This window comes from Pantoea vagans, from assembly GCF_001506165.1.
In the GTDB taxonomy this organism is placed as follows: domain Bacteria; phylum Pseudomonadota; class Gammaproteobacteria; order Enterobacterales; family Enterobacteriaceae; genus Pantoea; species Pantoea vagans_C.
This window is the reverse complement of sequence record NZ_CP011427.1, coordinates 3,290,625-3,304,468: the sequence shown is the minus strand read 5'-3', so window position 1 is coordinate 3,304,468 and position 13,844 is coordinate 3,290,625. Positions and strand designations below refer to the sequence as shown.

The following is a 13,844-nucleotide window of genomic DNA, read 5'->3' as shown; positions in this document are numbered from 1 at the left end:
ATGAGCGGCGCAGGCAAAACGCTGAAGTTAAAAAAACAGGAAGATAAGGCCAGCTTTATAAGCTGGCGTTTTGCGTTGCTGTGCGGCTGTATTTTACTGGCTCTGGGCGGCTTGCTGTCACGCGTTGCGTGGTTGCAGGTGATCAATCCTGACAAGCTGGTGAAAGAAGGGGATTTGCGTTCCCTGCGTGTGCAATCCGTTCCTACTGCTCGTGGGATGATAAGCGATCGTGCAGGTCGTCCTTTAGCCGTGAGTGTGCCGGTGAATGCGATCTGGGCCGATCCCAAAGAGCTGGCAGAACATGGCGGGGTCTCTCTGGATAGCCGCTGGAAAGCGCTGTCCGATGCGCTATCGATCCCACTGGATCAACTGGCTGCACGCATCAACGCAAACCCGAAAGGGCGCTTTATCTATCTGGCACGTCAGGTCAACCCGGCGATTGGTGAGTATGTCAAAAAACTCCGTTTGCCAGGCATTTACCTGCGTGAAGAGTCACGCCGCTATTACCCTGCAGGCCAGGTCACCGCGCATCTGATTGGCTTTACCAACATTGATGGTCAGGGCATCGAAGGAATCGAAAAAAGCTTCGACAAATGGCTGACCGGTGCACCGGGCGAACGTACCGTGCGTAAAGATCGCAATGGCCGCGTGATTGAAGATATTTCTTCGGTAGACAGCCGCGCTGCTCACAACCTGACACTGAGCATTGATGAGCGTTTGCAGGCGCTGGTTTACCGTGAACTGAATAATGCTGTGGCGTTTAACAAAGCGGAGTCGGGTACCGCGGTTCTGGTGGATGTGAACACCGGTGAAGTGCTGGCGATGGCTAACAGCCCAGCCTACAACCCCAATAATCTCAGCAACACCCCGAAAGATGTGATGCGTAATCGCGCGATTACCGACATCTTCGAGCCAGGCTCCACAGTGAAGCCGATGGTGGTGATGACCGCACTGCAACGCGGTGTGGTGAAAGAGAACAGCGTCCTGAATACCGTGCCGTACCGCGTGAATGGTCATGAGATCAAAGACGTGGCGCGCTATAACGAATTGACCCTTACCGGGGTTTTACAGAAGTCGAGTAACGTCGGGGTTTCACGTTTGGCGTTAGCGATGCCCTCCTCAGCACTCGTAGAAACTTACGCGCGCTTTGGACTGGGTAAACCGACCAATTTGGGGCTGGTCGGGGAAAGTAGTGGCTTATACCCTCAAAAACAACGGTGGTCTGACATAGAGAGGGCCACCTTCTCTTTCGGCTACGGGCTAATGGTAACGCCGTTACAGTTAGCGCGAGTCTACGCAACCATTGGCAGCTATGGCATCAATCGCCCGCTGTCGATCACCAAAGTTGACCCGCCGGTGGCGGGTGAACGCGTTTTCCAGGAAGACCTGGTGAAAACGGTGATGCACATGATGGAAAGCGTTGCATTGCCTGGCGGTGGTGGTGTGAAAGCCGCTATCAAAGGCTATCGCATCGCTATCAAGACCGGTACCGCCAAAAAGGTCGGGCCGGATGGACGCTACGTCAATAAATACATTGCTTACACCGCAGGCGTTGCGCCTGCCAGTCGCCCTCGTTTTGCACTGGTGGTGGTGATCAACGATCCCCAGGCCGGTAAATATTATGGTGGTGCGGTTTCTGCACCGGTGTTTGGCGCCATCATGGGCGGTGTGCTGCGTACCATGAACATCGAGCCTGATGCGTTGCCAACAATTGATAAGAACGAGTTGGTGAAGAACAGAAGTGAGGAATCAAGTGACCGATCGTAACCTGCGCGAATTACTGGCCCCGTGGGTGCCGGGTGCGCCGGCGCGTCCACTCCGTGACATGACACTGGATAGCCGCGCAGCGGCTGCTGGCGATCTGTTTATCGCCGTGGCGGGCCATCATGCTGATGGACGTCGTTTTATTCCGCAAGCTATTGCTCAGGGCGTAGCGGCAGTGATTGCCGAAGCCGAGGGCGAAGCCAGCGATGGAGATATCCGCGAGATGCACGGCGTCCCGGTTATCTATCTGGCGCAGTTGCAGCAGCGTCTCTCTGCACTGGCCGGGCGCTTTTATCAGCAGCCTGCTGAAAAACTCAAATTGATCGGCGTGACGGGTACCAATGGAAAAACCACCACAACACAGCTCATTGCTCAGTGGGCCAACCTGCTAGGCGAAACCGGCGCAGTGATGGGCACGGTGGGGAATGGCCTGTATGGTCAGTTGGTGCCTACCGAAAACACCACCGGCTCTGCGGTTGATGTGCAGCATGTGTTGAATGATCTGGTCGAGCAGGGCGCAACTCTGGCGGCGATGGAAGTCTCTTCACACGGTCTGGTGCAACACCGTGTGGCTGCGCTGCCGTTTGCCGCCGCCGTGTTCACCAACCTCAGCCGCGATCATCTTGACTATCACGGCGATATGCAGAGCTACGAAGCGGCGAAATGGCTGCTGTTCTCTGAGCATCTGGTGAACGCTGCGATCGTCAATGCCGATGACGAAGTGGGCCGCCGCTGGCTGGAAAAATTACCGGATGCGGTTGCCGTTACCATGGGCGACAATTTGCAGCCGGGTTGCCGTGGTCGCTGGCTTAAAGCCACCGCAGTGAACTATCACGATGGCGGTGCGCATATTCAGTTCAGCTCAAGCTGGGGTAACGGTGAATTTGACAGCCGCCTGATGGGCGCATTCAACGTCAGCAATCTGTTGCTGGCCTTAGCGACCTTGCTGACGCTCGATTATCCGCTGGAGGCGCTGGTCTCAAGCGCCTCGCAGTTGCAGCCGGTATGCGGTCGCATGGAAGTATTCACCGCGCCAGAAAAACCCACGGTAGTGGTGGATTATGCTCACACTCCCGATGCGCTGGAAAAAGCGCTGGAAGCCGCTCGTTTGCACTGCAAAGGCAAGCTGTGGTGCGTGTTTGGCTGTGGCGGCGATCGTGACAAAGGCAAACGTCCACTGATGGGCGCGATTGCCGAGCAGTTCTCTGACATTGTGGTGATCACTGACGACAATCCGCGTAGCGAAGAGCCTGGCGCGATTGTTAACGATATTCTGACTGGCTTGCTCGATCCCGGCCGCGCTCGCATCGTTGCAGGACGTGCGCAAGCGGTCACTAACGCGGTGATGCAAGCCAGCGCTGATGACATCGTGCTGGTGGCCGGTAAAGGCCACGAAGACTATCAAATTATTGGCAACCGCCGCCTTGATTACTCCGACCGTGAAACTGTCGCCCGCTTGCTGGGGGTGATGGCATGATTCCGATTTCATTGAAAACACTGGCAGAGATTAGCGGCGGTGAATTGCTGGGCGCAGACCTGACCATTGCGGATGTGACGAGCGACACGCGTAAGGTCGCCGACGGCAGTCTGTTTGTGGCGCTGGTGGGTGAACGTTTTGATGCACATGATTTTGCGAAGGATGCCATCGCTAATGGTGCCAAGGCACTGCTGGTAAGTAAGCACTTGCCGGTGGATGTGCCACAGGTGGTGGTCGCGGATACGCGTATTGCCTTTGGTCAGCTAGGTGCCTGGGTACGTCAGCAGTCGAAAGCCCGTGTGGTGGCGTTGACCGGTTCATCTGGCAAAACCTCCGTCAAAGAGATGACGGCGGCAATTCTGCGTCAGTGTGGTGAGACCCTGTACACCGCGGGCAACCTGAACAATGATTTTGGCGTGCCGATGACACTGCTGCGCCTGACGCAGGATCATGATTACGCAGTGATTGAGCTGGGTGCCAATCATCAAGGCGAAATTGCTTACACCACCGATCTGGTGCGCCCTGAAACCGCGCTGGTGAATAACCTGGCCGCGGCGCACCTGGAAGGATTCGGTTCACTGGCTGGCGTGGCGAAAGCCAAAGGCGAAATTTTTGGCGGATTGCCAGTACATGGCACCGCGATTGTGAATGCCGAGAGCAATGACCTCGCCAACTGGCAATCACAGTTTGTCGATAAAACGCTGTGGCGCTTCTCCCCGCAACCGATGGCAGAGGCGGAATTCCGCGCCAGCGACATTGTGCTGCGTGCGGATGCCACGCTGTTTACCCTGCTTACTCCGCGCGGTGACATTGCTGTGGCGTTGCCTTTACCCGGACGTCACAACATTGCCAACGCACTCGCGGCGGCAGCGTTGGCACTGTCGGTTGATGCGCCGCTGAGCGCGATTCAATCTGGCCTGAAAACCCTGCAGCCCGTGCCGGGCCGCCTGTTCCCGATTCGTCTTGCTGACAATCAGTTACTGCTCGATGACAGCTACAACGCCAACGTCGGTTCCATGACGGCGGCTGCGCAAGTGTTAGGCGATATGCCGGGCTATCGCGTGATGGTGGTCGGGGATATGGCCGAGTTGGGCGATGAAGCCGAACAATGTCATCAGCAGGTAGGGGAAGCCGCGAAGGCAGCGGGTATTGATTGTGTGTTGAGTACCGGCACGCTGAGCCGATTGATCGGTGAAAGCAGCGGTAAAGGCGAACATTTCGCCACTAAAGCCGATCTGACGGAACGTTTACGCACTTTGCTGTCCCAACATCGGGACATCACTATTTTGGTTAAAGGCTCACGTAGCGCCGCCATGGAGCAGGTCGTCGAGAGCTTACAGGAGAAAGGAACATGCTAGTCTGGCTGGCCGAACATCTGGTCGCACTTTATTCCGGCTTTAACGTCTTCTCGTATCTGACGTTTCGCGCCATTGTCAGCCTGCTGACCGCTCTGTTCCTTTCGCTGTGGATGGGACCGCGTTTGATTGCCTGGCTGCAGAAATTGCAGATTGGCCAGGTGGTACGTAACGACGGTCCAGAGTCGCACTTCAGTAAACGTGGTACGCCGACCATGGGCGGCATCATGATCCTCACCTCGATTACCGTTTCGGTGCTGATGTGGGCTTATCCTTCCAACCCTTATGTGTGGTGTGTGTTGGCGGTGCTGGTGGGCTTTGGCGTAATTGGTTTTGTCGATGATTATCGCAAAGTGGTACGCAAAGACACCAAAGGTCTGATTGCCCGCTGGAAATACTTCTGGATGTCGGTGATCTCGCTGGGCGTGGCTTTTGCCCTGTATGCCGCAGGACACGGCACGCCAGCCACGCAGTTAGTGGTGCCGTTCTTTAAGGACATCATGCCGCAGCTGGGCCTGTTTTATGTGTTGCTGGCCTACTTTGTGATTGTCGGTACCGGTAATGCCGTAAACCTTACCGATGGTCTGGATGGTCTGGCAATCATGCCAACCGTGTTTGTCGCCGCAGGCTTTGCGCTGGTGGCATGGGCGACTGGTAACGTGAAGTTTGCTGAATATCTGCATATTCCGTATCTGCGTCACGCGGGTGAACTGGTGATTGTGTGTACCGCCATCGTCGGTGCCGGGCTGGGCTTCCTGTGGTTCAACACCTACCCGGCGCAAGTCTTTATGGGTGATGTCGGCTCACTGGCGCTGGGTGGCGCGCTGGGTACCATCGCGGTGCTGCTGCGTCAGGAGTTCTTGTTGGTGATCATGGGCGGCGTGTTTGTGGTTGAAACCCTGTCGGTGATCTTGCAGGTGGGATCGTTCAAGCTGCGCGGTCAGCGTATTTTCCGCATGGCACCGATTCACCACCACTATGAATTAAAAGGCTGGCCGGAGCCGCGCGTGATTGTGCGCTTCTGGATTATTTCACTGATGCTGGTGCTGATTGGCCTGGCAACGCTGAAGGTACGTTAATCATGGCTGACTATCGGGGCAGAAAAGTCGTCATCATCGGATTAGGCATTACCGGCCTATCCTGTGTTGATTTCTTCCTCGCGCAGGGCGTTACGCCTCGCGTGATGGATACCCGTGTGTCTCCGCCGGGCCTCGATAAACTGCCTGAGTCGGTAGAACGCTATGTTGGCGGTATCAACAGTGACTGGTTGCTGGCGTCTGATTTGATCATCGCCAGCCCGGGCATCGCGTTAGCGCATCCGGCGTTGAGTGAAGCTGCGGATGCCGGGATTGAAATCGTCGGCGATATCGAACTGTTCTGCCGTGAAGCGCAGGCACCGATTGTCGCCATCACCGGATCGAACGGCAAAAGCACCGTCACCACCTTGGTGGGCGAGATGGCGCGTGCGGCAGGCTGGCAGGTAGGGGTGGGCGGCAATATTGGCTTGCCCGCACTCACCCTGTTGAAATCCCCGGCGCAGCTGTATGTACTGGAGCTTTCCAGCTTCCAGCTCGAAACCACTTACAGCTTAAAGGCCGCAGCGGCGACCATCCTCAACGTGACTGAAGATCATATGGATCGCTATCCGTTGGGTATGCAGCAGTATCGCGCGGCGAAACTGCGCATTTATGAAAATGCCCGCATCTGCGTGGTGAATGCCGACGATGGCATGACCATGCCCGTTCGTGGCGTTGACGTGCGCTGTGTCAGTTTCGGCATTAACCTTGGCGACTACCATCTGACGCAACAGCAAGGCAGCACCTGGCTGCGTGCCCAGGGCGAACGCGTGTTGAACACCGATGAGATGACGTTGGTGGGGCAACATAACTACACCAACGCCCTCGCTGCACTGGCGCTGGCTGATGCCGTCAATATTCCACGCGCATCAAGCCTGAAAGCGTTAACCACCTTCACCGGCCTGGCGCACCGTTTCCAACTGGTGCATGAAGCTAACGGCGTGCGCTGGATTAATGACTCCAAAGCCACCAACGTCGGCAGCACCGAAGCGGCACTCAACGGCTTGCAGGTGAAAGGCACGTTGTGGCTGCTGATGGGCGGTGACGGCAAGTCGGCTGATTTCAATACCCTGACGCCTTATCTGCAGGGTGACAACGTACAGCTGTTTTGCTTCGGTCGCGACGGTGATGCACTCGCCGCGCTGCGCCCGGAGATTGCCACGCGCACTGAGACCATGCAGCAAGCGATGGCGTTGATTGCCCCTCAGGTTAAAGCCGGCGATATGGTGCTGCTTTCCCCTGCGTGTGCCAGCCTTGACCAGTTCCGTAATTTTGAACAGCGCGGCGATCAGTTCGCGCAACTGGCGAAGGAGTTGAGCTGATGCGCATTCCGGGTGCCAGTATTGCCAGCTTCCTCTCCGTTCGCTTACGCGATTGGGTGATGGGCGGTCGTGAAAATGATGACGCGCCGGTAGTGTTGTACGATCGCACGCTGCTGTGGCTGACCTTTGGCCTGGCGATCATTGGTTTTGTGATGGTGACGTCGGCGTCAATGCCGGTTGGGCAGCGTCTGAATGAAGACCCGTTCTACTTTGCCAAGCGTGACGCGTTTTACATCGCGCTCGCTTTGGGGATGGCGCTGGTGACACTGCGCGTGCCAATGGATTTTTGGCAGCGTTACAGCAACGTGATGTTGATGGCATCGGTGGTGATGCTGCTGATCGTGCTGGTGGTTGGCAGCTCCGTTAACGGTGCATCACGTTGGATCGCGCTCGGCCCCTTACGTATTCAGCCCGCGGAGTTATCGAAGCTCTCGCTGTTCTGCTATCTCGCCAGTTATCTGGTGCGCAAGGTGGAAGAGGTGCGAAATAACTTTTGGGGCTTCTGCAAGCCAATGGGCGTGATGGTGGTGCTGGCCGTCTTGCTGTTGGCACAGCCTGACCTCGGCACCGTGGTGGTGTTGTTCGTCACCACGCTGGCGATGCTGTTCCTCGCGGGGGCGAAGATGTGGCAGTTCCTGGCGATTATCGGCTCCGGTATTTTCGCCGTGGTCCTGCTGATTATCGCTGAACCTTACCGTATGCGCCGTGTGACCTCCTTCTGGAACCCATGGGAAGATCCCTTCGGCAGCGGTTACCAGCTGACGCAGTCCCTGATGGCCTTTGGCCGAGGTGAATTCTGGGGACAGGGCTTAGGCAACTCGGTGCAGAAACTGGAATATCTGCCGGAGGCACATACCGACTTTATCTTCTCCATTATTGGTGAAGAGTTGGGTTATGTCGGTGTGGTTTTAGCGCTGTTGATGGTATTCTTCGTCGCTTTTCGCGCGATGTCGATTGGTCGCCGTGCTCTGGAGATCGATCAGCGCTTTTCGGGCTTCCTCGCTTGTTCAATTGGCGTGTGGTTTAGCTTCCAGGCGCTGGTTAACGTCGGTGCAGCTGCAGGTATGCTGCCGACCAAAGGTCTGACATTGCCGCTGATCAGTTACGGTGGTTCGAGTCTGATCATCATGTCGACTGCCATCGTGTTTTTATTGCGTATTGATTATGAAACGCGTCTGGCAAAAGCACAGGCGTTTACCCGAGGTGCTCGATGAGTAGCAAGCGGCTGATGGTGATGGCCGGCGGAACCGGAGGACATGTGTTCCCGGGTCTGGCAGTGGCCCATCACCTGATCGAACAGGGCTGGCAAGTACGCTGGCTGGGAACCGCTGATCGCATGGAAGCGGATTTGGTACCGAAGCATGGCATCGAGATTGAGTTTATCCGCATCAGCGGTTTACGCGGAAAAGGCGTGAAAGCTTTGTTACTGGCACCGGTCAGAATTTTCAATGCATGGCGTCAGGCGCGCCGCATCATGAAAAACTGGCAGCCGGATGTGGTGCTCGGTATGGGCGGATATGTTTCCGGACCGGGTGGTCTCGCGGCGTGGAGCTGCGGTATCCCTGTGGTACTGCACGAGCAGAATGGTATTGCCGGGCTGACCAATAAATGGCTGGCGAAAATCGCCACCAAAGTGATGCAAGCTTTTCCGGGTGCATTTCCCACCGCGGATGTCGTTGGCAACCCAGTGCGCACCGATGTGCTGGCACTGCCTTTGCCCGCAGAACGTCTGAGTGGCCGCATGGGTCCGATTCGCGTGCTGGTGGTCGGTGGCAGCCAGGGGGCGCGTATTCTTAACCAGACGATGCCGCAGGTTGCCGCGCAGCTGGGTGAAGCGATCAGCCTCTGGCATCAAACCGGTAAGGGCGGGCTAGAGACGGTGCAACAGGCTTATCGCGATGCAGGACAGCCACAGCATAAAGTCACCGAGTTTATCGATGACATGGCTGAAGCCTACGCATGGGCCGATGTGGTGGTGTGCCGTTCGGGCGCATTGACGGTGAGCGAAGTGGCTGCCGCAGGTTTACCGGCCATTTTTGTGCCTTTCCAGCACAAAGATCGTCAGCAGTACTGGAACGCGCTGCCGCTTGAAAAAGCGGGCGCGGCCAAAATTTTCGAGCAGCCGCAATTTACTGCCGCTGCGGTCGCGGGCACGTTGCGCGATTGGGATCGCACCACACTATTGGTGATGGCTGAAAAAGCCCGTCAGGTCGCGATTCCTGATGCAACCGATCGGGTTGCGCAAGAAGTCGCACGCGTCGCGAAGTAAGTTAACAGGTTGGTTTGACTGACCCGTACCTGAATGCAGGTACAAACGGGATAAACAGGTAATTGAGACAGATGAATACACAACAATTGGCAAAACTGCGTTCTATTGTGCCCGAGATGCGTCGCGTCCGGCACATTCACTTTGTCGGCATCGGTGGTGCTGGCATGGGCGGTATTGCCGAAGTGTTGGCGAACGAAGGCTATCACATTAGCGGGTCCGATCTGGCACCTAACCCGGTGACCCAGCATCTGGCCGCGCTAGGCGCGACAATCTATTTCAACCATCGTCCTGAAAACGTGACCGATGCGAGTGTTGTGGTGGTATCAACTGCGGTTGCACAGGACAACCCAGAATTGGTTGCGGCACGTGAACAGCGTATCCCGGTGATTCGCCGTGCCGAAATGCTGGCTGAATTGATGCGTTTCCGTCACGGCATCGCGATTGCCGGCACGCACGGTAAAACCACCACCACGGCGATGGTGACCAGTATTTATGCCGAAGGCGGATTAGATCCTACCTTCGTTAACGGCGGGTTAGTGAAAGCGGCGGGCACACATGCGCGCCTGGGCACCAGCCGTTACCTTATTGCGGAAGCCGATGAGAGCGACGCTTCCTTCCTGCATCTGCAGCCGATGGTGGCGATCGTCACTAACATCGAAGCGGATCATATGGACACCTATCAGGGCGACTTCGAAAACCTGAAGCAGACATTCATTAACTTCCTGCATAACCTGCCGTTCTACGGTCGTGCGGTGATGTGTGTCGATGATGTGGTGATTCGCGATCTGATTCCACGCGTGGGGCGTCAGGTCACCACTTACGGCTTCAGTGATGATGCTGACGTCCGCATTGAAAACTACGAGCAGCGTGGTGCGCAAGGGCACTTCACGCTGATTCGCCAGGATAAGCCAGTGCTGAAAGTGACCCTGAATGCACCGGGACGCCACAATGCATTAAATGCGGCGGCTGCCGTAGCAGTTGCCAGCGAAGAGGGCATTGAAGACAACGCCATCCTCGCGGCGCTGGAGAGTTTTCAGGGCACAGGACGCCGCTTCGACGTGCTGGGCGAGTTTGACACCGCTGCCGTCAACGGCAATCCTGGCAGTGCGATGCTGGTTGATGATTACGGCCATCACCCAACCGAAGTAGACGTCACCATCAAAGCAGCCCGTGCGGGCTGGCCAGATAAAAAACTGGTGATGGTATTCCAGCCGCACCGCTACACGCGTACGCGCGATCTGTTTGATGACTTCGCGAATGTGCTGTCACAGGTGGATGTCCTGCTTATGCTGGACGTTTATCCGGCCGGTGAAGCGCCAATTCCGGGCGCAGACAGTCGCTCACTGTGCCGCGCCATCCGTAACCGTGGCAAGGTTGATCCGATTCTGGTGTCCGAACATGACGCATTACCGGATGCGCTGGCACCGCTGCTCTCTGGCGACGATCTGGTGATCGTGCAGGGCGCAGGCAATATCGGCAAAATCGCCCGTAAACTGGCTGAAATCGAATTGCAGCCTGCTGCAAAAGCGGAGGCACGTCATGGCTGAGAAAGTCGCCGTCCTGATGGGCGGAACCTCGGCAGAGCGCGATGTGTCGCTCAATTCGGGCAGCGCGGTATTAGCGGGTCTGCGCGAAATGGGCATTGATGCGCACGGTGTTGATACCCGTGATGTCTCGGTGCTCGACCTGAAAGCGCAGGGTTTTGCCAAAGCGTTCATTGCATTACATGGCCGTGGCGGTGAAGACGGCACGCTGCAAGCGGTGCTGGAGTTCCTGCAAATGCCTTACACCGGTAGCGGCGTAATGGCTTCGGCCATCACCATGGATAAACTGCGCAGCAAACTGCTGTGGCAGGGCAGGGGACTGCCATCGGGCAAATTTGTCTGGCTGACGCGTCAGCAGCACGATGCCGGTTTGGATGCGGCAACGCAGGCGTCGATCGCCGCCTTAGGTATGCCGTTGTTTGTGAAGCCAAGCTGTGAAGGGTCAAGCGTAGGCATTAGCCGTGTTAACAGCGTCGAAGCCTTGCCTGCCGCGCTGGAAGAGGCATTCCGTCACGATAATGACGTGCTGATCGAAGCTTTTCTCAGCGGTGCCGAATACACCGTGGGTATCCTGGGGGATGAAATTCTGCCATCCATCAGAATAAAAACCGCCAGCGAGTTCTATGACTATGAAGCTAAATACATTTCTGACGATACTGAATACTTCTGCCCGAGCGGTTTAAGCGCAGAGAAAGAAGCAGAATTGCAGACATTAGTGTTGGCGGCATGGCGTGCGCTGGGATGCAGCGGTTGGGGCCGCGTGGATGTGATGGCTGACGGTGAGGGTCATTTCCAGTTGTTGGAAGTGAACACCTCCCCTGGCATGACCAGTCATAGTCTGGTGCCGATGGCGGCCCGACAGGCGGGATACAGTTTCCCGCAGTTGGTCGCCCGAATTCTGGAGCTGGCTGACTGATATGTCTCAGGCGGCCCTACGCGTTAGAAATCGCGAACCCCAGGAGCGAAGCAGCACCGGGCGTAGCAACGGTGCACGGCTGTTTGGCATCGTGTTCCTGCTGATGGTGTTGGGCATCATGGCGGCGGGCGGCTTGGTGGTGCTGAAGTGGATGAATGATGCTTCGCGCCTGCCGTTATCGAAACTGGTGGTGACGGGGGAAACCCACTACACCACGCACGATGATATTCGCCAGGCCATTTTGTCGCTTGGCGCGCCGGGGACGTTCATGTCGCAAAACGTGGACATCATCCAGCAGCAGATTGAGCGTTTACCGTGGATTAAGCAGGTCAGTGTGCGTAAGCAGTGGCCTGATGAGCTGAAGATTAACCTGGTAGAGTATGTTCCGGTGGCTCGCTGGAATGACTCCCACATGGTTGACGCCGATGGCGTCTCCTTCAGCGTCCCGGCCAGCCACATCGGTAAAGAAACACTGCCGATGTTGTATGGCCCGGAAGGCAGTGAAACAGAGGTGCTGGCCGGTTATCACACCATGCGTGATGTGCTCCAGGCCAGCAAGTTTACCCTGAAGGTCGCGTCGATGACGGCGCGGCGCTCGTGGCAGTTAGTGACCAGCGACGATGTGCGCATCGAGCTGGGTCGCAGCGACACCATGAAGCGTCTTAACCGTTTTATTGAGCTCTATCCGGAGCTGCAACAGCAGGGCCAGAGTCAAAACAAGCGCATTGCGTATGTCGATTTGCGCTATGACTCGGGTGCCGCAGTAGGCTGGGCAGCGGCTCCGTTGGAGCAACAGGACAGTAATCAGCAACAAAACCAGGCACAGGCTAAACCACAATGATCAAGGCAACGGACAGAAAACTGGTAGTAGGACTTGAAATCGGCACCGCCAAGGTTGCCGCCCTGGTTGGGGAAATTCTGCCTGATGGTATGGTCAACATTATTGGGGTGGGCAGTTGCCCGTCTCGTGGTATGGATAAAGGTGGCGTAAACGACCTTGAGTCAGTGGTGAAATGCGTTCAGCGCGCCATCGACCAGGCTGAACTGATGGCTGATTGTCAGATTTCGTCGGTTTACCTTGCTTTATCGGGCAAACATATCAGTTGTCAGAACGAAATCGGGATGGTTCCGATTTCGGAAGAGGAAGTCACTCAGGATGATGTAGAGAACGTGGTACATACGGCGAAATCCGTACGCGTGCGCGATGAACATCGTATCCTGCATGTCATTCCTCAGGAATATGCCATTGATTATCAGGAAGGCATCAAGAACCCGGTGGGGCTTTCTGGCGTGCGTATGCAGGCAAAGGTGCACTTGATCACCTGCCACAACGACATGGCAAAAAATATTGTTAAAGCCGTTGAACGATGCGGCCTGAAAGTTGACCAACTGATTTTTGCCGGACTGGCATCCAGTTTTTCAGTTCTGACAGAAGATGAACGTGAGCTGGGAGTCTGTGTTGTTGACATCGGTGGCGGTACAATGGATATCGCAGTCTATACTGGCGGCGCACTACGTCACACCAAAGTGATCCCTTATGCAGGGAATGTGGTGACCAGTGATATCGCGTATGCCTTCGGTACGCCGCCAACTGATGCGGAAGCCATTAAAGTCCGTCATGGTTGTGCATTGGGCTCGATTGTAGGCAAAGACGAAAACGTCGAAGTGCCAAGTGTGGGTGGACGTCCACCGCGCAGCCTTCAACGTCAAACGCTGGCGGAAGTGATTGAGCCGCGTTACACCGAACTGCTGAATCTGGTGAATGACGAGATTCTGCAACTGCAGGAGCAACTGCGCCAGCAGGGCGTGAAACATCATCTGGCGGCCGGTATCGTGCTGACCGGTGGTGCGGCGCAGATTGAAGGCCTGGCCGCTTGTGCACAGCGTGTGTTCCACACACAGGTGCGTATTGGCCAGCCACTTAACATCACTGGCCTGACGGATTACGCGCAGGAGCCGTATTACTCAACTGCAGTCGGTCTGCTGCATTACGGCAAAGAGTCACATATGAACGGTGATGCAGAAACGGAAAAACGTGCTTCAGTGGGCAATTGGTTTAAACGTATCAATAGCTGGCTGAAGAAAGAGTTTTAATTTTGAAAAAGGAGACCATGCAGGCAA

At 56.1% G+C, this 13,844-nt stretch carries 11 protein-coding genes; all 11 read left to right on the top strand.

Going from position 1 to position 13,844, the window contains the following annotated elements; translation table 11 throughout:
* Positions 1-1,767 (top strand): peptidoglycan glycosyltransferase FtsI, encoded by a 1,767-nt coding sequence (locus LK04_RS15435; protein WP_039329353.1) that lies wholly within the window; start codon positions 1-3, stop codon positions 1,765-1,767.
* Positions 1,754-3,241, top strand: a complete 1,488-nt coding sequence (gene murE, locus LK04_RS15430; RefSeq protein ID WP_039329351.1) for a UDP-N-acetylmuramoyl-L-alanyl-D-glutamate--2,6-diaminopimelate ligase — start codon at positions 1,754-1,756, stop codon at positions 3,239-3,241. The genes LK04_RS15435 and murE overlap by 14 nt, the downstream gene beginning before the upstream one ends.
* Positions 3,238-4,599 (top strand): UDP-N-acetylmuramoyl-tripeptide--D-alanyl-D-alanine ligase, encoded by a 1,362-nt coding sequence (gene murF, locus LK04_RS15425; protein ID WP_039329349.1) that lies wholly within the window; start codon positions 3,238-3,240, stop codon positions 4,597-4,599. Before murE ends, murF begins: the two co-directional genes overlap by 4 nt.
* The gene (mraY, locus tag LK04_RS15420) at positions 4,593-5,675 is read left to right on the top strand and encodes a phospho-N-acetylmuramoyl-pentapeptide-transferase (RefSeq protein WP_039329348.1); all 1,083 of its coding nucleotides are present in this window, start codon (positions 4,593-4,595) and stop codon (positions 5,673-5,675) included. The genes murF and mraY overlap by 7 nt, the downstream gene beginning before the upstream one ends.
* Positions 5,676-5,677: 2 nt before the next feature.
* On the top strand, positions 5,678-6,994 hold the full coding sequence (murD, locus tag LK04_RS15415; RefSeq protein WP_039329346.1) for a UDP-N-acetylmuramoyl-L-alanine--D-glutamate ligase: 1,317 nt from the start codon (positions 5,678-5,680) through the stop codon (positions 6,992-6,994).
* Positions 6,994-8,208 (top strand): cell division protein FtsW, encoded by a 1,215-nt coding sequence (ftsW, locus tag LK04_RS15410; protein ID WP_039329344.1) that lies wholly within the window; start codon positions 6,994-6,996, stop codon positions 8,206-8,208. The genes murD and ftsW overlap by 1 nt, the downstream gene beginning before the upstream one ends.
* Entirely contained in the window at positions 8,205-9,263 is a 1,059-nt protein-coding gene (murG, locus tag LK04_RS15405) for an undecaprenyldiphospho-muramoylpentapeptide beta-N-acetylglucosaminyltransferase (RefSeq protein ID WP_039329342.1), read from the top strand. Before ftsW ends, murG begins: the two co-directional genes overlap by 4 nt.
* Positions 9,264-9,334: 71 nt before the next feature.
* Positions 9,335-10,810, top strand: a complete 1,476-nt coding sequence (gene murC, locus LK04_RS15400) for a UDP-N-acetylmuramate--L-alanine ligase (RefSeq protein ID WP_039329341.1) — start codon at positions 9,335-9,337, stop codon at positions 10,808-10,810.
* Entirely contained in the window at positions 10,803-11,723 is a 921-nt protein-coding gene (locus LK04_RS15395; protein WP_039329339.1) for a D-alanine--D-alanine ligase, read from the top strand. Before murC ends, LK04_RS15395 begins: the two co-directional genes overlap by 8 nt.
* A gap of 1 nt (position 11,724) precedes the next feature.
* A complete protein-coding gene (ftsQ, locus tag LK04_RS15390; RefSeq protein WP_039329338.1) occupies positions 11,725-12,564 on the top strand; it encodes a cell division protein FtsQ in 840 nt (279 codons plus the stop codon).
* Entirely contained in the window at positions 12,561-13,817 is a 1,257-nt protein-coding gene (ftsA, locus tag LK04_RS15385) for a cell division protein FtsA (protein WP_013507861.1), read from the top strand. Before ftsQ ends, ftsA begins: the two co-directional genes overlap by 4 nt.
* The last annotated feature ends 27 nt before the right edge of the window (positions 13,818-13,844 follow it).